This is a genomic window from Halosimplex rubrum, assembly GCF_013415885.1.
GTDB classification, from domain to species: domain Archaea; phylum Halobacteriota; class Halobacteria; order Halobacteriales; family Haloarculaceae; genus Halosimplex; species Halosimplex rubrum.
This window is the reverse complement of record NZ_CP058910.1, coordinates 486,008-504,812: the sequence shown is the minus strand read 5'-3', so window position 1 is coordinate 504,812 and position 18,805 is coordinate 486,008. Positions and strand designations below refer to the sequence as shown.

The following is an 18,805-nucleotide window of genomic DNA, read 5'->3' as shown; positions in this document are numbered from 1 at the left end:
GGTTCGGATACGTTGGTAACACCCCACACACGCAAACGAGGTAGCGGACCCGATATGCCGGGAATCCGGTGATACAGCGTTGCTACTTGGGGGTGGACGAGCGGCCTCGAACACCCACATTTATATAGAAGCACATTCATACTCTCGGGTGAACATGAGTCAGCAGCGAATGCAGGGTCAGCCCATGATCATTCTGGGCGAGGACTCCCAGCGGATGAAGGACAAGGACGCGCAGAGTCACAACATCTCGGCGGCGCGAGCCGTCGCCGAGTCGGTCCGCTCCACACTCGGGCCGAAGGGGATGGACAAGATGCTCGTCGACTCCCTGGGCGATGTAACGGTCACCAACGACGGCGTGACCATCCTCACCGAGATGGACATCGACAACCCGACGGCCGAGATGATCGTCGAGGTCGCCGAGGCCCAGGAGGACGAGGCCGGCGACGGTACGACGACCGCGGTCGCCATCGCGGGCGAGCTTCTGAAGAACGCCGAGGACCTGCTGGAGCAGGACATCCACCCGACCTCGATCATCCGCGGGTTCAACATGGCCAGCAAGGAGGCCAAAAAGGAGATCGGCGAGATCGCCACCGCCGTCGACCCGAGCGACGAGGAGATCCTCGAGAGCGTCGCCGAGACCTCCATGACCGGCAAGGGCGCCGAGCTCAACAAGGACGTGCTCGTCGACCTGGTCGTCGAGGCCATCCAGGCGGTCACCGTCGAGGCCGACGACGGCAGCCACGTCCCGGACCTGCAGTTCCTCAAGCTCCAGACCCAGACGGGCCGCGCCGTCTCCGACTCTGACCTCCTGACCGGCGGCATCATCGACAAGGACGCCGTCCACAGCGACATGCCCAGCACCGTCGAGGACGCCAACGTCCTCCTCCTCGATACGCCCATCGAGGTCGAGGAGACCGAGACGGACGCCCAGCTCAACCTCGACAGCCCCGACCAGCTCCAGGACTTCATCGAGCAGGAGGAACAGCGCCTGCAGGAGATGGTCCAGACGATCAAAGATTCGGGCGCCAACGTCGTCTTCTGCCAGAAGGGCATCGACGACATGGCCCAGCACTACCTCGCCAAGGAGGGCATCCTCGCCGTCCGCCGCGTCAAGAAGTCGGACATCGAGTTCGTCTCCGAGATCCTCGAATCGCGGATCGTCTCGGACATCGACTCCGTCACCGCCGACGACGTCGCCGAGGGGAAGGTCACCCGCGACGAGGACGACGAGCTGTTCTACGTCGAGGGCAGCGGCCACGGCGCGACGCTGCTGCTGCGCGGCTCGACCGACCACGTCGTCGACGAACTCGAGCGCGGCATCAACGACGCGCTCGACGTCGTCGCCTCCACCGTCGCCGACGGCCGCGTCCTCGCGGGCGGCGGCGCCACGGAAGTCGAACTCGCCGGTCGCGTCCGCGACTACGCCGACTCCGTCGGCGGCCGCGAGCAGCTCGCCGTCGAGGCGTTCGCCGACTCGCTGGAGCTCGTCCCGCGCGTGCTCGCCGAGAACGCCGGCCTCGACTCCATCGACACGCTGGTCGACCTGCGCGCCGCCCACGAGGACGGCGACGAGCACGCCGGTCTCGACGTCCACTCGGGCGACGTGGTCGACACCTTCGAAGCCGGCGTCGTCGAGCCGGCCCACGCCAAGGAGCAGGCCGTCTCCTCGGCCTCCGAGGCCGCGAACCTCGTCATGAAGATCGACGACATCATCGCCGCCGGCGACCTCTCGACCGAGGGCGGCGACGAGGAAGGCGGCCCCGGCGGCGCGCCCGGCGGCATGGGCGGCATGGGCGGCGGCATGGGCGGCATGATGTAAGAGCGGGCTCGAACGAAGTGAGAGACCGCTGAAAGCCGAGCGGGGAACGCGCGGCGCGAAGCGCCGCGAAGTCGAGGCGGCTCCGCCGCCTCGCACGCAGTGACCCGCGAGGCAAGCCCACTTTTCCTGAAGGGGTTTCCTCGCTCGGCCTTCGGCCTCGCTGCGGGGAACCTCTCCAGAAAAAACGTGGGGAAAAAGCCGGACGCTTCGCTCACTCCGTTCGCTCGCGTCCGGTGTCTCGCGGAGTACAACGACGCGAGGCTCGTCAGAGCACCGCTCTGACGGGGAACCGGCGCCTTCGGCGCCGGATGCTTACCCGTCGACTGCCGCACCGCGTCCGACCACTGCGACCCCTCCCGAACCGGGCGTCCGCAGTTCGCGATTCTTCCGTCTTCGACCGGTGAGCGGCGGCTCCGTCGGGATCGTCCGGTCGGCCGTAGGCCGCGGGTCTCAGCCGCCGACCGCTTCCAGGTCCGACGTGAACCCCTCGACGGCGTCGTAGCGTTTCATCTTCTCCTTGCCCATCGCCTTGCCGAGGACGCGGTCGAGTTCCTCGGGAACGGCTTCGTTGACCGCGCTCGGCGCCGGCGGGCGGCCGTCGAGGACGCCCTCGCGGACCTCGCAGTAGGTGCCGGTGTAGGGCGGCCGGCCGGTGAAGAGGTAGTAACAGGTCGCGCCGAGGCCGTACACGTCGGTCGCGGCGTCGACGCGGCCGAAGTCGGTGTCGAAGTACTCCGGCGGGGCGAAACGCGGGTCGAGGTAGTTCGCGGGCTGGAAGTACTCGCGGAAGGCGTGCATCAGGCCGACGTTGTCGAGCATCGGCCGTTCGAGCCCCGAGAGGGCGTCCCCGCGGAAGACGACGCTCTTCGGGTCGATGCCGGCGTGGACGGTGCCGTGGCGGTGGCAGTGAGCGACCGCGTCGGCGAGTTGCTCGGCCTGGTGGAGCGCCTCGTCGACCGGCGGGCGGTCGCGCTCGGCCAGCGATTCGTCGACGGGCTGGGTGGCGACCCACGGCCGCGGCCGGTCGCCCCACTCGACGACGTCGACGACGCGCTCGCCGTCGGCCAGCGCCCGCCAGCGGCTCAGCCGCTTCGTGAGATCGGCCGCGAAGTCCAGCCGGTCGGGCTCGTCGGGACGCTCGAACAGCCGCGTCGCGACGCCGCGCTCCTCGTCCTCGTCGACGGCGCGACACCGGTACCCCGTCGCGAACCGCGCCTCGCAGCCCTCCGCGACCGCCGAGAGCCGGTCGAACGAACTCAGGGCGCCGATGGCCGCGAACGTCTCCGGCGTCCCCGGTTCCTGTCCGCCGATCGTCGGCGCCCGTTCGGCGGCGCCGGTCGCGTCCTCGGACTCGGCCGGTGCGGCGTGTTCGGTGGGGATCGATTCGGCGTCGCCCCCTTCGAAATCCGGATGAGTCGGATGCGTCTCCGGAACCGCCCCGGTGTCCGCCGCTCGCTCGGGTCGGGGCGTCCGCTCGGGTCCGGATCCGGGGCCGACGGGCCGCTGGTGGACGCCGCCGCGCCGGCCCGAGGACCTGACGATCTGCCGTCCGTCGCCCAGGTCGGCGACCGCCGTCCCGCCGAGGCCGCCGTCTGTCTCGACTCGTCCAGGGGCGTCCGCGGCGCCGTCGACCGACGACGGTGAACCCGCCGGCGCGCCGCCCCCGGCCGATCTCCCGCCGGATCGGTCGGTTGCCGACCGCCCGCCGCCCCGGGACCGTCCGTCGCCCGGTCGCCCGCCTTCGGCGTCGAGCGCGCCCAGCGCCGCGGCGGAGTCGACGGCGTCGGCGACGCGACCCGGATACTTCCCGCGCAGGTACGCGAGCACCTGTCCGACCTCGAACGGCTCCGCGCCGCCCTCGCGGTCGCTCCAGGCGGCGAGCCGTTCGGCGAGATAGCCGACGGCGGCGGGCTGGTCGTCGGCCAGCGCACAGAGCGTCCACGCGGCGCCGATCCGGACGGCGGTCGCGTCGTCGCCGAGGGCGTCGAGCAGTTCCGGGACGAGGCGGTCGCTCCCGCCCGCGGCGCGGGCGACCGCCCGGATCGACTCGTCGGTGCCGGCGCCGTCGCCGACGACCAGCCCCGCGAGCACGTCCCGGATGTCCCGGTCGGCCGCGTCGCCGTCGCTTTCGACCGCGACCGGCGGCCGGCTCGATCCCCGGCTGTCCATACCCGTGAGAAGGCCACTCACCCCACAAGAATACCCGTCAGACCGTCGTCAGACGGGCCGCTGACGGCCGTTTCGAAAGCGGAAAATACGCGGTGGTTTCCCGCGCACCCACACCCGGTGGGTGTCACGCCGCCCGAACGGGCGGGGTCGCTCGGCGCCGACTCACTCGGTCTCGAGTTCGAACTGTTCGTGCTCGGAGGCGGCGTTGAGCACGACGCTCGTGTTGGACTCTTTGATCTCGGGGTCGACGAGCAGCTCTTTGATGTGCTCGTTCATGCCGTCCGTGTCGGTGAACTTGCCGATGGCGATGATGTCGTAGTCGCCGGTCACCTCGTAGACGGAGATCATCTGGTCGTGCTCGCGCAGGGAGTCGGTGACCTCCGGGAGGGAGCTCCCCTCGATCTTCAGCTGGAGGATGGCGGTCACGTCGTAGCCGAGCTTGTCGTAGTCGACCTTCGGGGTGTACCCCTCGATAATGCCGTCTTCCTCCAGGTCCGAGAGGTGGTTCGACACCGTGGTCACCGACACGTCGAGGTCCTCACCCAGGCTGCGCAGGCTCGCCCGCCCGTCGCCCAGCAGCGCATTCACCAACTTGCGGTCCAGATTTTCGTACGTCATTACGTCCACACACGACACCGGGGCATTAGAATTTTACGAATATGCAATTCCGTCTCTCGAAGGGGAAGATTTGCGCAGATGGATAGGATTTTAATACTATGGGTATTCCCTTCAGGTGTCGATAATCATGACAAGCGAAAACGCGAAACCGGACGGGGGTCTCTCCGCCGAGGCACAGGACGTGCTCGACGAGATCGAGGAGAAGAACGTCGACTTCCTGCGCCTGCAGTTCACGGACATTCTGGGGACAGTGAAAAACGTCTCGGTACCGGCCGACCAGGCCGAGAAGGCGTTCACAGAGGGCATCTACTTCGACGGGTCGTCGATCAACGGCTTCGTCCGCATCCAGGAGTCCGACATGCGTCTGGATCCGGACCCCTCGACGTTCGCCGTGCTGCCGTGGCGTAACAACGACGACAGCGCGGCCGGTCGCCTCATCTGTGACGTCATCGACACCTCCAGCGGCCAGCCCTTCTCGGGCGACCCGCGCGGGGTGCTCAAGCGCGCCATCGAACGCGCCGAGGAGATGGGCTACACCGTCAACGCGGCGCCCGAGCCGGAGTTCTTCCTCTTCGAGGAGGACGAAGAGGGTCGCGCGACGACGAAGACCAACGACGCCGGCGGCTACTTCGACCTCGCGCCGAAGGACCTCGCCCAGGACGTGCGTCGCGACATCATCTTCGGGCTCGAGGACATGGGCTTCGACATCGAGGCCTCCCACCACGAGGTCGCCCAGGGTCAACACGAGATCAACTTCACGTACGACGACGCGCTGTCGACGGCCGACAACGTCGCAACCTTCCGCTCGGTCGTCCGCGCCATCGCGGCCGAACACGACCTCCACGCCACCTTCATGCCCAAGCCCATCCCGCGGATCAACGGCTCTGGCATGCACACGCACTTCTCGCTGTTCGAGGACGGCGAGAACGCCTTCCACGACGGCGACGACGAGTTCGACCTGAGCGAGACGGCAAAGCAGTTCATCGCCGGCATCCTCGACCACGCGCCGGCCATCGCCGCCGTCTCCAACCCGACGGTCAACTCCTACAAGCGACTCGTCCCGGGCTACGAGGCGCCGGTCTACGTCGCCTGGTCCGACCGGAACCGCTCGGCGCTCATCCGCAAGCCCGCCGCGCGCGTCCCGACCGCCTCCCGCATCGAGGCCCGGTTCCCGGACCCGTCGTGTAACCCCTATCTCGCCTTCGCCGCGCTCATCCACGCCGGTCTCGACGGCATCGAGCGCGGCCTCGACTGCGACGACCCGGTCCGCGAGAACATCTACGAGTTCGACGAGGCCAAACGCGAGGAGTACGGCATCACCACGCTGCCGACGAACCTCGGCGAGGCCCTCGACGCCCTCGAGACCGACGAGGTCGTCCAGGACGCCCTCGGCGAGCACGTCTACGAGAACTTCGTCGAAGCGAAGACCCAGGAGTTCGACGACTACCGCGTCGACGTCTCCGACTGGGAACTCGACCGCTACCTCGAAACCTTCTAACGGTCCGACACCGCGTCGGCCGCGATCGTTTCGGGTCTGTCGCTCGCCGCGGTCCCGCCGCCCGCGGCGGGCGCGCCGCCCGACTCGCGTTTCGCTTCTCGCCAGCCGCGCCCTCGCGCCGGTGGCGCCGGCGTCAGTCTCGCCCGCCGACAGGTCACCGTCGCATTTATAAGCCCATACCGGCTCTGTCCCCCCAACGGACGGTCGGTCGCCACCTACGGCGACGGAGAACGTGTGAAGATACTCTCGTGTAACGCCGGTTACCTGCTCGACTACGACGGATCGCTTCGCGACTACGCGCTGAAGCCCCACCGGGGACTACTCGGCGACGACGCCGCCGAGGAGCGCGCCACCGAGCGCCTCGTCGACGTGATCGCCGACGAGCGCCCCGACGTGGTGTGCCTGCTCGAAGTCGACCAGGGGTCGGCCCGCACCATGACCGAGGGCCAGGTCACCCGACTCGCGGAGGCGCTCACCGACCGCGGGCTGGCCTACCACGCCCGCGCCGACGCCAAGTACGGCGACGGCAACGTCCTCGGACGGCTCCCCGTGCTCTCGCACCTCTCGAACGGGCTGCTCGTCCGCGACGACATCGACGCCGTCATCGAAGCGCACTATCTGGAGACCGGTCCCAAGCGTCTCGTCACGGAGGTCCGCATCGGCGATCTGTCCATCTTCGCGGTCCACCTCGCGATGAGCGGCCGCGGTCGCCGCAAACAGCTCGACGAGATCGCCGCCATCGTCGCCGAGCGCGACCGCGTCGTCGTCGCCGGCGACTTCAACGCCTACGACGGCCTCGAGGAGGTCGAGTCGGCGCTCGAAGAGACGGGCCTGGTCCTCCACAACCCCGGGGAGACGGTCCCGCCGCGGCCGCTCGACTCGCTTGTCTCCGAGACCCGCACACTCGACTTCTTCCTCGCCTCCCCCGACATCGAGCCCACCCGCTGCGACGTGATCGACGTGCAGGTCTCCGACCACCGCCCCGTCGTCCTCGAGTTCGAGAACGGCGACGTGTGAGGCTGCGCGGGTGGCCCAGCCCTGGGGACGCCGAGACGCCCCGGGAAACCCGAAAGGTCAAAGCCGCGGAGGGGTCCACACCACACACGATGACACCGACGCTGCCGGGCGAGGCCGACGAGTGGGCCGACCGACTCCAGGCGCGACTCAACGACCGCGACGCCTTCGCGGAGGCCGCGGCGGGCTTCGACGCCACCTTCCGGTTCGCCATCCTCCCAGACGACCGCTACGACGGCGACCCCGTCGTCCTCACCGTCGTCGTCGCCGACGGCGCCTGCGTGGCCGCCCGCGGACACGACCCCGACGCCGACTACGACTTCGGGCTGGCCGGTCCCTACGCGGTGTGGGTCGACCTCCTGAAGGACGACCTCGACATCACCGAGGCCGTCATGGGCGACTCCCTGGAGTTCGAGGGCTCGGAGATGGAACTACTGAGCAACCGCGAGGCCGTCACGGAACTCGTGCGAGCGGCCCAGACCGTCGAGGCCGACTTCGAGTACTGACGGCGAAAGCCGACGACGCCGCCGAGCGCGGAGACTGAAACGGTTAAGGCCCGGCCGAGTGGAGGCGGAGACGTGATAGACAAACTCGGCGCCGCCGGGATCGTCGGCATCCTCGTGATCCTGGGCGGTATCGGACTCATCGCGTCGGTCGAACCGCTGATCGCCGCCGGGATCGGCCTCGTCGTCGCCGGCGTCGGCCTGATACTCTACGGCGTCGTCACGAACGTCCTCGCCTCGTTCGGCATGGGCGGCATGGTCTGAACGAGGGTATCGAACCCACGCGACCGTCCAACGCGGCCGTCCGCTCCTCTCTCCTACGCGGTCGTCTCGCCGCCTCGGCCGTCGGCGATGTCGGTCTCGGAGTAGAGGTAGAAGGCGAGGACGAACCCGAGGAAGTACAGCACTACCGGCAGCGGCGCGAGCAGGAGGCCGACCCGCGGGTCGAACGACGGCCCGAGCAACTCGAACAGCAGCGTCTGGACGAGCCCCACCGGAAAAAAACTTGACACGACAGTCGTCGTGAAAGAGCCGCGCGTACAGACGGCGGTGGGGGGACGGCAGTGCGCCGGAACGACGCGTCGGCCGCCGCGTCAGTCGCTCTCGCCGCGGTCGCCGGCGCGGTGTTCGCTGATGAGCCGGTCGACCATCCGGGCGTTTTGCTCCCGTTCGCGCTCCTCGGCGCGGTCCTCCCAGTCCTCGATGGCGGCCTCGACCTCGCGCTCGCGGGCGACGGCGAGTTCGTCGACCTCCTGGACGGTCACCATCTCGACCGGCGCGACGGGGATGTCGTGTTTGAACAGGATCTCGTCGGCGATATCCGAGAGACCGCCGTCGCGGAGGACGATCTGCGGATCGACGTCGACGATCTTGTCGGCGGTCGAGGCGCCGGCGCCGGAGGCGTCGCGGAACATGACGACGTCGTCCTCGGCGAGCCCGAACCGCTCGTCGGCGTCGTCGATGGCGTCGCTGGTGAACTGCTCGACCACCTTGACCGGGACGAGCCCCTTCTTTTTCTCCGAGATGTCCGCGAAGTTCGAGTGATCGAGCTTCCAGAGCGCCTTCAGCCGCTCGAGTTTGCCCTCCAGGTCGTCGATGCGCTCCTCGCGCTCGTCGACCTCGCCCGTCAGGCGGCGGTTCTCGCGCTCCAGCCGGGTGACCTCGCGGTCCTTGCGGGCCTCGACGCGGGTCTCGCTGCGCGCCTCCGAGAGCTTCCCCTCCAGGTCGTCGATGCGGTCGTCCTTCTCGTCGACCGTCTCCTCCAGGCTCTCGACGTGCGACTGCAGCTGGGCGACCTGCGATTCGAGCTGTGAGATGCGCTTTTGCTCGGGGGACTGTTCGTTGTCGGGCCGGTCGGGCTCCTCGCCGTCCTCGCCGCCGTCGTCCCGGAGGTCGTCGAGGACGGTCTCGACGGACTCCTCGCCGGCGACGACGCGGGCGACGACCGGCCCCACGTCCTGGCCGGGGGGGACCTTCGCGGCGATGCGCTCGAACTGGTCTTTGCGGGCGTCGAAGGCGCCGAAGGCGGCGGCCATGGCGTCGCGTTCGTGGTCGTTGTCGTAGCCCTCCTCGCGGGTGCGGTGCTGTTTCACGTCGACCGGCAGGTCCCGGTCGGGCGTCCAGCCGGCGGCGTCGAACGACCGGCGCAGCTTCTCGACCGTGTTCGGCATCGGCGTCACGTCGGCGGCGACGATGACCGGCCGACCGCGCTCGACGATCCACTCGGTCACATCGGCGCTGTCGGCCGTCCGCGTGCTCAGCACGTCCAGCACCTCGCCGTCGAGGCCGACGATGGCGACCGCCGTGGTCGTCCCGGGGTCGACGCCGACGACGACGTGGTCCCGGCGCTTGGCGAGCGGGCGGAACTCGATGCCGTCCCGGCGGACGCGCTCGACCTCGACGCGCACGTCGCCCGCTCGCTCGTTCGAGACCGGGATGTCCCGCGGGCGGCCCTCGACGGTGAAGATGGCGTTGGAGAAGCCGCCGTACTTCTCGGTCTCCTCGCGCTCGAACTCCAGCCCCGCCTCTTTCAGGTCGGATTCGACCTCGCGTGTGCGCTTCTTGACCGAGCCGTGGATCCGGCGGGTGTAGCGGTCCTCGGACCAGCCGCCGCCACCGCCGGTCGAGCGCCCGCGCGAGACCTTCACCTCGGTCTCGTCGGTAAAGGCGGAGACGACCTGGCCGACGTTGTTGGCGGCCAGACGGGCGGCGGCCTCCGCTTCCTTCATAGGATCTTTGCCGTAGGGCACGTCGTGGCGGTTGGCGACGCGGGAGAGGGGTTCCGGCCGCTCGGCGCCGGTGACCTGCACCAGCGTCGTCTCGTCCGGGAGTTCGCCCAGGAAGTGGACGAGCGCGTCCTTGTTCTCCGCAAGTTCGTACATGTTGTCGGTGGCGACGATGGCGGGCCGTTCGTCGCGGATCAGTCGGCGGAGCTTCCGCCGGGAGACCACGTCCCGATCCACGTGCTCGCCGTCGAAGGCGACCAGCGCGTAGGACACGTCCCCGCGCACGTCGCCGCTCTGGACATCCACCCCGAAGACGACGGCGTCCAGCGCACTCGTACGGGTGCTCACACGCACGCGTATGCAATCTGCGAATATAAACCCGGCGCGGGGACGGGCCCGCCGTCGCCGGTCGTCCGGACCGCGCGACCGCGCCGTAGGCGGGCCGGCCCGACCCGGCTACACGTACTCCTTGCAGGTCTGGGAGAACGTCGCCAGCGGCAGGTCCGCCTCGGAGTCGACGCTGACGAACAGGCCGGAGAACTCGCCGGACGCGAAGTGGAAGGTCGTCAGGTCGTCGAAGCGGTGGATCGAACAGTGCAGGTCGCCGGCGGCGAACAGCTCCTCGAGGTGGCCCCGGCCCAGGCCCTGGAGGACGAGTTCGTCGTGGACTCGCTCGGCCTGCGAGCGGACCCGGTCCTCCGCGCCCGGCGCGACGTAGACGGGGTCGCAGCCGTCCCGGTCGTACGTGGCGACCACGCGGAGGGCGTCCCCGGCCAGCCCCCGGAGGGCCTCGACCAGCGCACCCTCGTCATCGGTTACCATACACGACACGTTTCGAGTCTCGCATTGTCAAAGTAGCGGCCGTCGGAGCGCCCGCGGACTTCCGAGAGCGGGCGTTTTACGTCCGGTCGCGCCGTCCGTTCGCCATGGAGTACACCACGCTCGGATCCACGGGCATGGAAGTCTCGAAGGTCTGTCTCGGCTGTATGAGCTTCGGGAGCGGGGACAGTTGGATGCTCGACGAGGAGGAGGGCCGCGAACTCGTCGAGCGGGCCATCGACCTGGGTGTCAACTTCTTCGACACCGCGAACACCTATTCGGCGGGCGAGAGCGAGGAGATTCTCGGCGACGTGCTCGCCGACTACGACCGCGACGAGCAGGTCGTCGCCACCAAGGTTCGCTTCTCGGGCGCCAAGGACCACCGCAACGCCGAGGGCCTCTCGCGCAAGACCATCGAGCAGGAACTCACCCACTCGCTCGACCGACTCGGCATGGACACCGTCGATCTCTACCAGATCCACCGCTGGGATTACGACACACCGATCGAGACCACCCTCCGCGCGCTCGACGACGCCGTCTCCCGGGGGCAGGTCCGCCACATCGGCGCCTCGTCGATGTGGGCCCACCAGTTCCAGCGAGCCCTGCAGGTCAGCGACGAGGAGGGGCTCGCTCGCTTCGAGACGATGCAGAACCTCTATCACCTGACCTACCGCGAGGAGGAACGCGAGATGTACCCCGTCTGCGACCGGGAGAACGTCGGCGTCCTCCCGTGGAGCCCGCTGGCGGCCGGCTACCTGACCCGTCCCCACGAGGAGTTCACCTCGACCGACCGCGGCGAGCACGAGATCGACTACGGGACGCCCTACCACCAGGGGCCCGGTAGCGAGGCGATCAACGGACGCGTCGAGGAACTGGCCGACGACAAGGGCGTCACGATGGCCCAGATCGCCCTGGCCTGGCAGTTCCAGAACGACAACGTCGACGCGCCGATCGTCGGCACGTCCAGTATCGAACACCTCGAAGCGGCCGTCGAGGCCCTGGACGTGTCGCTGTCGGATTCCGACGTGGAGTACCTCGAAGAACCCTACGAGCCCGTCCCCGTCTACGGCCACGAGTAGTCGGCTCGGACGCGAAACCGGCGAGTGGGACGGACCGCCACCGTCGCGGCTCCCATCGCCGTGACTCCCATCGCCGCGGCCGCTCTCGGAGACGGCGCCACCGACATTCTTTCGGCCGACTCGACCGAAGGGATCGGCGTGTCCGACCGGACGCCGAAGACGCACACGCTCTCGACGGGCCACGAGGTCGCCGTGCCGCTGGAGACCGAGGCCGAGGCGACGGCGGTCGCCGTCGCGGCCGACGCGGGAGCGGCCGGCGAGTGGCTCCCCGAGGGCCTCACACCGGTTCGTCTCTCCCCGGGACGGACCGCGGTCACCTTCCTCTCGGTGGACTACCGTCGGATCGGCGACGACGCGATGGCGCCTTACGAGGAGTTCGGCGTCCTCCTCGCGGCGACGCCCGCCGACGGCCCCGTCCCGGAACTCGGCGCCGTTCGGGACGGCCTCGGCGGCTACGTCGCGGCGCTCCCGGTCACGACCGAACCGGCCCGCGCCCTCGGCGTCGAGATCTGGGGGTACCCGAAGTCCGTCGCCGATATCGGGATCACCGACCGCGGCGACCGCCGGCGGACGGCCGTCGGCGACGAGCGAGGGCACGTCCTCACGCTCGACGCGCCGTGGAACCCGCGATTTCGGACGACCGTCGAGACGGCGAGTTACACCGGTGGGGACGGAACCGAGAGCGGTCCCGAGCGGCCCGAAACGGCCGTCCGACGCCAACCCCTGGAACTGTCCGGGCGGTTCGGCGCCCGACCGTTCGGGGGACGATACTCGCTGGGGACCCATCCGCTGGCCGAGCGGCTGCGCGGCCTCGGGTTAGGTCGGTCGCTGGGAGCGGTCGCGTTCGACGGGCGGTTCGTCATCGCCGAGGGGCGGCCCCCGGTCTGAGGCGGGCGGGGCGGTCCGCGGCGGCCCCGTCCGCTCGGCGTCCCCACCGACTGGGAGCAGGACCCGGGCGAGGACCGAGGGGCGGAGCAGGGCGGTCGGCGGTCGCTCCAGCCCGACGACTTCTTGGTAGGCCGCGGCGACGGCGCTGTCCTCGTGGGCCCGCCGGAGCAGGCGGTCGAAGTACCGCTCGAACAGCCGTTCGGCCGGCGAGGCCGAGCCGTCGGTCGCCGCGAAGCCGCGGTCGGCGCCGACCGCCAGTTGCCAGGGGGTGTCCAGCACCGGCGCGACCCGGTCGAAAAAGCGGGGGCCGAGTCGGTCGCGGCCGCCGTCGGCCAGCGCGCCGTGGAGCACCAACGCGTCGAGGGCGGCGACGGACATCCCCTGCCCGTAGACGGGGTTGAAACTCGCGAGCGCGTCACCGGTGACGACCAGCCCCTCGGGGAACCGGTCGAGCCGTTCGTAGCGGCGGCGCACGCTCGCGGGGAAGGGGTAGCGGGCGACGTCGTCGGAGACCCACGGGCGGTCGCGCAGGAGCTCGCCCACCAGATCGACCGGCAGGTCCTCGGCGAACGCCACCACGCTGGCGCGGTCGGCCGGGCCGCCGTCGGCGCCCATCTCGGCGAGGATCACCTCCCATCGGTCGCCCTCGACGGGTATCAGCGCGGCGCCGCGGCGCCGCGGCGGGTCCGGCGGGACGCTGACCACCCGGCGGTCGCCCGGCGGGCGGTCGATCCGGACGGAGCTGTACTGGAGGTCGATCTCCACCCGATCGGTCGGCGGGGCGTCGTACCCGGCGTCGTCGAGCCACTCCGGCGTCCGACTGGCCCGGCCGGTGGCGTCGACGACGAGGTCGGCCGCGAGCGACTCCGTCGGGCCGTCGCCCTCGCGGACGGTGACGCCGGTCACCGCGCGGCCGGCGTCGTCGGTGCGGTAGTCGACGAACAGACAGGGGCTCAGCAGGCGAACGGCGTCGCGCTCGCGGAGACGGCGACGGACGACGTGCTCGAACAGCGGCCGGGTGGCGCAGTAGGTCGGCGTCCGCTCGGTACCGGGCGCCACGAACCCGCCGCGCTGGTACTCGAGGAAGTTGCGCGTGGTGTCGACGACGAGTCCCCCCGCCCGGACCAGGTCCTCGCCGAAGCCGACGAACAGATCCTCCAGGACCGCCTGGCCGGCCGACAGCAACGCGTGGGGGTGGCTCGTCTGGGGGGCGCCGTCGCGGGCGACCGGTGCGTCGGGCAGCGAATCGCGCTCGACGACGACCACCTCGTCGAAGCCGTCGGCGAGCACTCGCGCCGCGCACAGTCCCGCGACGCTCCCTCCGAGGACGACCGCGCGACCGCCCACGTCACCGACGCGACCGGGGTCATAGCGGTCGACGGCCGCGAGCGTCACCGCGGACGCACCCCCGTCACCCCGCCGGTCGGTTCGCGGCCGGACACCCCGTTCGTCACCCGAGGAGAGGGCAACTCGCTCACAGGAACGGGTGCGAACGCGACCGGCAAAGGTACTTCCCCTCACCCGTGGCGTCGATTTATCCGACCCGCTCGCACCGGCCCGGAACGCTTTTTTCGCCGGCACGCGCCCGGTCGGCCGTGTCACGCAACGACGAGTCGGTTCGTGCGGTCGGGGGCGACGGGGGCGGGCCGGTCGTCCTCGTGACGGGCGCAGGCGGGGGGATCGGGTCGGCCATCGCGCTCGGGTTCGCCGAGCGGGGGTGGCGCGTGTACGCGACCGACGTGGCGACGCCGCTACCCGAGCGCGTCCGGGCCCGCTGTGAGACCCGCGCGCTGGACGTGACCGACGACGAGCGGTGCGAACGCGTCGTCGACGAGGTGGTCGCCGAGGCCGGGCGGCTGGACTGCCTGGTCAACAACGCCGGCTACGCCGAAGCCGGGCCCGTCGAGGACGTGCCCGTCGACGCCGCTCGCGAGGGATTCGACGTGCTCGTCCACGGTCCCCACCGGCTCGCTCGCGCCGCCCTCCCGCACATGCGCGAGCGCGGTCGGGGACGGATCGTCACCGTCTCCAGCGTCATGGGCCTGCTCGCCTCGCCGGGCCTGGGTGCCTACGCCGCGGGGAAGGCCGCCGTCGAATCGCTCCACGACGCGCTCCGGGTCGAACTGCGCACGAGCGGCGTCGACGTGTCCCTGGTCGAGCCGGCGTGGGTCGAGACCGACTTCGCCGACGCGGCGCGCCGGCGGCTGGCCGGCCGCGAGCGGACGCCCGCCTACACGCGGACCTACGCCGGCCTCGATGACGGGTGGGTCCTCGACGGCAACCCGCTGGCCGTGGGACCGGAACGCGTCGCCGCGGCCGTCGTTCGCGCCGCCGAGGCCGACGACCCGAAGGCCCGCTACCCCGTGGGGCGGTTCGCCCGTTTCGTCCGGTGGGCGAACTGGCTCCCCGCACCCGCCATCGACGCGATCCAGGCCGGCTACGAGCGGGCGACCGCGACGGTCGGACGCTTGATCGGCTGACCGAACCGGGTGGACGGGGCCCGGCTCCGACGGCACGGCGTCGGCGGCGCCGTTAACTCGGTCCGAACCGAACGACGTGTCATGACAGCTGCAGGCGGGAGCGACTCGGTGCTCGGCGAGGGACACGTCGCGCTCGTGACCGGGTCGACGAGCGGTATCGGAGCGGAGACGGCGCGCAACCTCGCCGCGACCGGTGCGACCGTCGTCGTCCACGGTCGCGACCGCGCGGCCGGCGAGGAACTGGTCGCCGACCTCCCCGGCGACGGTCACGCCTTCTACGCCGCCGACTACGCCGACTTCGACGAGGTGCGCGCGCTCGCCGACGCCGTGCTCGCGGACTTCGACCGACTGGACTGCCTGGTCAACAACGCCGGGACGTGGCAGGGCGACCGCCACCTGGTCGACGTGCCGGGGATCGACGACGGCGTCGAGTCGACCTTCGCCGTCAACCACCTCGCGACGTTCCTGCTGACGAACGCGCTGGTCGACCGCCTCGCGGCGACGGGCGAACGGCGGGCCCAGGAGCGGAGCGACGACGGAGAACGCGGCCACGACGCCGACGCGGCCGACCCGGCTCGCGTCGTGACGGTCTCCTCGGACCTCCACCGGCGAGCCGAACTCGACCTCGACGGCGTCCGCGGTCCCGACGGGCCCAGTGGCGTGGGGGCCTACGGCCACTCGAAGCTCGCGAACGTCCTGTTCACGTACGAACTCGCCCGGAGGCTCCCGGGGAGTGTGACGGCCAACTGCTGTCACCCGGGCGTGTCGCCGTCGACCGGGCTGTCGCGAAACGGCTCGCTGGTCGCCGGCCTCGGCTGGAAACTGTTCGGCGCGGTCGGGCGGTTGACCGGCACGGTCGATACCGCGGCCGAGTCCGCCGAGACGGGGACCTACCTGGCGATCTCGCCCGCGGTGACCGACACGACCGGCGAGTACTTCGACGACTGCGAGGCCGTTCGCCCGGCCGAGGCCGCCGCCGACCGCGACGCCCAGCGGGACCTCTGGCGGGCCAGCGTCGCGTGGCTGGGTCTCGACGAGGCCGAGGTCGTCGGTACCGGCGGTGAACGAGCGCCGGAGACGTGACCTCACTCCGGGTCCGCGGGCTTCAGGAATCGCAGACAGCGGACGTTCGGCGGGCCGTCGGTCGACGGCGGGCTCGCTGTCGGTACGTCGTCACCCGGTAGATTCTCGGACCCCATCGTGTCGCCGAATCGACCGGTGTCGTGAGATACGTTCTCGGGGCGACGGTCGGCCGGCTACAGCTCCAGCCCGCGGACCGCGACGCACGCCTCGCCGTCCTCGACGCGGCCGATAATCCGTCCGTCGTCGGTCGCGTCGACGACCGCTTCGGCGTCGGCCTCGGACATCGCGGCGACGAAGCCGGTGCCCATGTTGAACGTGCGGTGCATCTCCTCGTCGGTCACGTCGCCCTCCCGCTGGACGAACGCGAAGACCGGCTGGGCGTCGAAGGGGTCCGTGATCTCGTAGTGGCACTCGCCCATCCGGGTCAGGTTCGTCCAGCCGCCGCCGGTGACGTGGGCGGCGGCGTGGGTGTCGACCTCGCGGAGCGGCCCCAGCAGGTCACTGTAGATCCGCGTCGGCTCCAGGAGTTCCTCGCCGATCGACCTGTCGGGATTCGGCGGGAACGGGTCGGTGTACTCGTGGTCGCGCGTGGCGGCCTCGCGGGCGAGCGTCAGCCCGTTCGAGTGGATACCCGAGGAGGGCCACCCCACGACCACGTCGCCCGCCTCGGCCTCGCCGGGGAAGATGGCGTCCTTTGGCGCGAGTCCCGCGCAGGTGCCGGCGATGTCGAGGCCCTTGATCACGTCGGGCATCACCGCGGTCTCGCCGCCGACGAGGGCGACGCCGGCGCGCTCGGCGCCCTCGTCGAGGCCCTCACCGATCTGCTCGGCGGTGGCGTCGTCGGGCTCCTCGACGGCGAGGTAGTCGACGAACGCGACGGGGTCGACGCCCGCCGCGACCAGGTCGTTGGCGTTCATGGCGATGCAGTCGATGCCGATGGTCGAGTAGTCGTCGAGCGCCTCGGCGACCAGGAGCTTGGTCCCGACGCCGTCGGCCGCCAGCGCGAGGTAGCGGTCGCCGATGTCGAGCAGGCCGGCGAAGTCGCCCTCGAAGTCGCCGGTCGCGCCGACCAGCGCCGCCGTCGCGGCCTCCTGGCCGGCGATGTCGACGCCCGCCTCGGCGTAGGTCAGTCCCTCCTCGTCGGTCCCGTCCGCTTCTTCCGGTCCGTCCGCAGCGTCCCCGTCGGTCATGGTGGATCCCCCGCGGAGCGCGAGCAAAAGGCCACCGTTTCGGGTGGAGCGGAGCGACCGGTCGTCGAGCGCTCCGGCTGCGACCCTCGCCAGGGGCCGCCGTCGTTCACCCCTCGAACGGCGGCTCGTAGCCGTTCCGGACGTAGTAGCGCACCCAGTTGCCGTAGGTGCGGTCGGCGGGGGTGTCCGAGCGGTCCTCGTACCGGACGGTCCCGCCCCCGTCGACGACGTAGGTGGCCGCCTTGCCGGTGAGCCCGTGACTCGTCTCCTCGGTGCCGCTGTAGCGCTCGCAGACCTCGCCCTCGGGGTCGGCCAGGAGCTGGATCGACAGGTCGTAGCGGTCGCGCATCTCCGTGACCTCGGGGAGCGGGTCGGGGACGACCGGGACGACGCTCACGTCGTCGTGGAACCACATATCGTAGGACACCTCGCCGAACGTCTGGAGCTGTTCGGCGCAGAAGGAACACCAGACGCCGCGGTTGATCAGGACCACCGCCGGCCCCTGCGCCAGTTCGTCGGCGAGGGCGACGGTGTCGCCGGCGGTGCTCGGCAGTTCGAACTCCGGCGCGGATTCGCCGTCGAGGCTCATACCGGAGCGAGGGGCGCGAGCGGTGTACGTCGGCGGCCGGCAGTATCCGGGCCCGCCGATCGGCGGCGATAGGCCCGCCCGGGCGTCAGTCGGCGCCGCGGCCGCCGTCCTCGACGCTCTCGTCGATGGCCATGCCGGTCGTCATGATCGCCTGCATCCCCTCCTCGACGGAGAGATCCACGTCGAAGATGCGCTCTTCCGGGAGGTTGACGAGGTGCCCGCCCATCACGGGGTTGGGCGCCATCGGGACGAAGACGGTCTCCATCGCGTCGTGACCGGCGGCGGCTTCGACCGTCGGCGGCGTGCTCGCGGTGAGGAAGGCGAGCGCGAAGCAGTCCTCGCGGGGGAACTCGACGATCTTCACCTCGCGGAAGCTCTCGGTGTCGCCCTCGACCAGCACGTCGCTCATGCGCTCGACGCTGGTGTAGATGGAGCCGATGCCGGGCAGGTCCTCCATCAGCACGTCGAATCGGCGGGCGACGTGGGTGTCCGGGCCGTGCTGGGCGGCGACCCCGACGAGGAACACGAGCCCGAACACGATGGCCCCGGCCAGCAGTTGCACGACCCAGTCGCTCATCTGGCTGCCCGGGCCGAGCGCGACGAGCGCGTCGGCCAGCGGCGCCAGCATGCCGGCGACGAACCCCAGCGCCCAGATCAACACGAGGACGGTGATCAGGAACGGGACCGTCAGCGCCAGCCCCGACAGCAGCGTCTGCCTGAGGTCCCGACGCGCCTCCCTGCTCTCCTCGGCCGCGACCTGCGCGATGTCGTTCACGTCCGGTCTGGACATGCGAACGGTTGGGTCCGGACACCGAAGTGCCTTGTTCGGGG

Annotated in this window: 18 protein-coding genes; 9 read left to right on the top strand and 9 right to left on the bottom strand. The window is 70.5% G+C overall.

Translation table 11 applies throughout. The features are described 5' to 3' along the window. Nucleotides 1-169 precede the first annotated feature (169 nt). Entirely contained in the window at nt 170-1,819 is a 1,650-nt protein-coding gene (thsB, locus tag HZS55_RS02555) for a thermosome subunit beta (RefSeq protein WP_179911767.1), read from the top strand. Nucleotides 1,820-2,269: 450 nt separating this feature from the next. On the opposite strand, the gene HZS55_RS02550 is transcribed toward thsB, so the two are convergent. Together HZS55_RS02550 and lrp are read right to left on the bottom strand one after the other, a co-directional pair. Continuing rightward, entirely contained in the window at nt 2,270-3,988 is a 1,719-nt protein-coding gene (locus tag HZS55_RS02550) for a protein kinase family protein (protein ID WP_179910193.1), read from the bottom strand. Nucleotides 3,989-4,150: 162 nt separating this feature from the next. Then, nucleotides 4,151-4,606: an HTH-type transcriptional regulator Lrp gene (gene lrp, locus HZS55_RS02545; RefSeq protein ID WP_179910192.1), complete on the bottom strand. Its 456-nt coding sequence runs from the start codon at nt 4,604-4,606 to the stop codon at nt 4,151-4,153. Nucleotides 4,607-4,733: 127 nt separating this feature from the next. Between lrp and glnA the strand changes: the two genes are divergently transcribed. From glnA to HZS55_RS02525, 4 genes are all read left to right on the top strand, one after another. Continuing rightward, nucleotides 4,734-6,104, top strand: a complete 1,371-nt coding sequence (gene glnA / locus HZS55_RS02540) for a type I glutamate--ammonia ligase (protein ID WP_179910191.1) — start codon at nt 4,734-4,736, stop codon at nt 6,102-6,104. A gap of 234 nt (nt 6,105-6,338) precedes the next feature. Continuing rightward, nucleotides 6,339-7,121: an endonuclease/exonuclease/phosphatase family protein gene (locus HZS55_RS02535; RefSeq protein ID WP_179910190.1), complete on the top strand. Its 783-nt coding sequence runs from the start codon at nt 6,339-6,341 to the stop codon at nt 7,119-7,121. A gap of 89 nt (nt 7,122-7,210) precedes the next feature. Then, nucleotides 7,211-7,624: an SCP2 sterol-binding domain-containing protein gene (locus HZS55_RS02530; protein ID WP_179910189.1), complete on the top strand. Its 414-nt coding sequence runs from the start codon at nt 7,211-7,213 to the stop codon at nt 7,622-7,624. A gap of 72 nt (nt 7,625-7,696) precedes the next feature. Further along, the gene (locus HZS55_RS02525) at nt 7,697-7,885 is read left to right on the top strand and encodes a DUF7470 family protein (protein ID WP_179910188.1); all 189 of its coding nucleotides are present in this window, start codon (nt 7,697-7,699) and stop codon (nt 7,883-7,885) included. A gap of 53 nt (nt 7,886-7,938) precedes the next feature. On the opposite strand, the gene HZS55_RS02520 is transcribed toward HZS55_RS02525, so the two are convergent. The 3 genes from HZS55_RS02520 to HZS55_RS02510 form a co-directional block, all read right to left on the bottom strand. Then, nucleotides 7,939-8,115: a hypothetical protein gene (locus HZS55_RS02520; protein WP_179910187.1), complete on the bottom strand. Its 177-nt coding sequence runs from the start codon at nt 8,113-8,115 to the stop codon at nt 7,939-7,941. A 99-nt stretch (nt 8,116-8,214) separates the two neighbouring features. After that, nucleotides 8,215-10,194 (bottom strand): DUF460 domain-containing protein, encoded by a 1,980-nt coding sequence (locus HZS55_RS02515; protein WP_179910186.1) that lies wholly within the window; start codon nt 10,192-10,194, stop codon nt 8,215-8,217. Between the two features lie 108 nt (nt 10,195-10,302). After that, complete coding sequence (locus HZS55_RS02510; protein WP_246308340.1) at nt 10,303-10,668, bottom strand: hypothetical protein; 366 nt, start codon at nt 10,666-10,668, stop codon at nt 10,303-10,305. 104 nt (nt 10,669-10,772) lie between these two features. Between HZS55_RS02510 and HZS55_RS02505 the strand changes: the two genes are divergently transcribed. Then, nucleotides 10,773-11,744, top strand: a complete 972-nt coding sequence (locus HZS55_RS02505; protein ID WP_179910185.1) for an aldo/keto reductase — start codon at nt 10,773-10,775, stop codon at nt 11,742-11,744. Nucleotides 11,745-11,768: 24 nt separating this feature from the next. After that, nucleotides 11,769-12,632: an acetoacetate decarboxylase family protein gene (locus HZS55_RS02500; RefSeq protein ID WP_246308339.1), complete on the top strand. Its 864-nt coding sequence runs from the start codon at nt 11,769-11,771 to the stop codon at nt 12,630-12,632. Here HZS55_RS02500 and HZS55_RS02495 read toward each other — a convergent pair. Then, complete coding sequence (locus tag HZS55_RS02495; RefSeq protein WP_179910184.1) at nt 12,561-14,027, bottom strand: FAD-dependent oxidoreductase; 1,467 nt, start codon at nt 14,025-14,027, stop codon at nt 12,561-12,563. The two genes, HZS55_RS02500 and HZS55_RS02495, sit on opposite strands and share 72 nt — an antisense overlap. A 200-nt stretch (nt 14,028-14,227) precedes the next feature. Here HZS55_RS02495 and HZS55_RS02490 point away from each other — a divergent pair, with 200 nt between their 5' ends. Beyond that, complete coding sequence (locus tag HZS55_RS02490) at nt 14,228-15,112, top strand: SDR family NAD(P)-dependent oxidoreductase (RefSeq protein ID WP_179910183.1); 885 nt, start codon at nt 14,228-14,230, stop codon at nt 15,110-15,112. Between the two features lie 81 nt (nt 15,113-15,193). Next, nucleotides 15,194-16,195 (top strand): SDR family NAD(P)-dependent oxidoreductase, encoded by a 1,002-nt coding sequence (locus HZS55_RS02485; protein WP_179910182.1) that lies wholly within the window; start codon nt 15,194-15,196, stop codon nt 16,193-16,195. A gap of 173 nt (nt 16,196-16,368) precedes the next feature. On the opposite strand, the gene purM is transcribed toward HZS55_RS02485, so the two are convergent. The 3 genes from purM to HZS55_RS02470 all read right to left on the bottom strand — a co-directional run bounded on the left by purM (nt 16,369) and on the right by HZS55_RS02470 (nt 18,764). Further along, nucleotides 16,369-17,385 carry a phosphoribosylformylglycinamidine cyclo-ligase gene (gene purM, locus HZS55_RS02480; protein WP_179910181.1) on the bottom strand — a complete coding sequence of 339 codons (1,017 nt, stop codon included), beginning with the start codon at nt 17,383-17,385 and terminating at the stop codon, nt 16,369-16,371. A 106-nt stretch (nt 17,386-17,491) separates the two neighbouring features. Continuing rightward, on the bottom strand, nt 17,492-17,974 hold the full coding sequence (locus HZS55_RS02475; protein WP_179910180.1) for a peroxiredoxin family protein: 483 nt from the start codon (nt 17,972-17,974) through the stop codon (nt 17,492-17,494). Nucleotides 17,975-18,059: 85 nt separating this feature from the next. Beyond that, entirely contained in the window at nt 18,060-18,764 is a 705-nt protein-coding gene (locus tag HZS55_RS02470; RefSeq protein ID WP_179910179.1) for a DUF502 domain-containing protein, read from the bottom strand. Nucleotides 18,765-18,805 lie beyond the last annotated feature (41 nt).

Excerpts from the sequence above, each read along its gene's own strand:
- thsB (WP_179911767.1), top strand. The coding sequence starts at position 170 with ATGCAGGGTCAGCCCATGATCATTCTGGGCGAGGACTCCCAGCGGATG.
- HZS55_RS02550 (WP_179910193.1), bottom strand. The coding sequence starts at position 3,988 with ATGGACAGCCGGGGATCGAGCCGGCCGCCGGTCGCGGTCGAAAGCGAC.
- lrp (WP_179910192.1), bottom strand. The coding sequence starts at position 4,606 with ATGACGTACGAAAATCTGGACCGCAAGTTGGTGAATGCGCTGCTGGGC.
- glnA (WP_179910191.1), top strand. The coding sequence starts at position 4,734 with ATGACAAGCGAAAACGCGAAACCGGACGGGGGTCTCTCCGCCGAGGCA.
- HZS55_RS02530 (WP_179910189.1), top strand. The coding sequence starts at position 7,211 with ATGACACCGACGCTGCCGGGCGAGGCCGACGAGTGGGCCGACCGACTC.
- HZS55_RS02510 (WP_246308340.1), bottom strand. The coding sequence starts at position 10,668 with ATGGTAACCGATGACGAGGGTGCGCTGGTCGAGGCCCTCCGGGGGCTG.
- HZS55_RS02505 (WP_179910185.1), top strand. The coding sequence starts at position 10,773 with ATGGAGTACACCACGCTCGGATCCACGGGCATGGAAGTCTCGAAGGTC.
- HZS55_RS02485 (WP_179910182.1), top strand. The coding sequence starts at position 15,194 with ATGACAGCTGCAGGCGGGAGCGACTCGGTGCTCGGCGAGGGACACGTC.
- purM (WP_179910181.1), bottom strand. The coding sequence starts at position 17,385 with ATGACCGACGGGGACGCTGCGGACGGACCGGAAGAAGCGGACGGGACC.
- HZS55_RS02475 (WP_179910180.1), bottom strand. The coding sequence starts at position 17,974 with ATGAGCCTCGACGGCGAATCCGCGCCGGAGTTCGAACTGCCGAGCACC.
- HZS55_RS02470 (WP_179910179.1), bottom strand. The coding sequence starts at position 18,764 with ATGTCCAGACCGGACGTGAACGACATCGCGCAGGTCGCGGCCGAGGAG.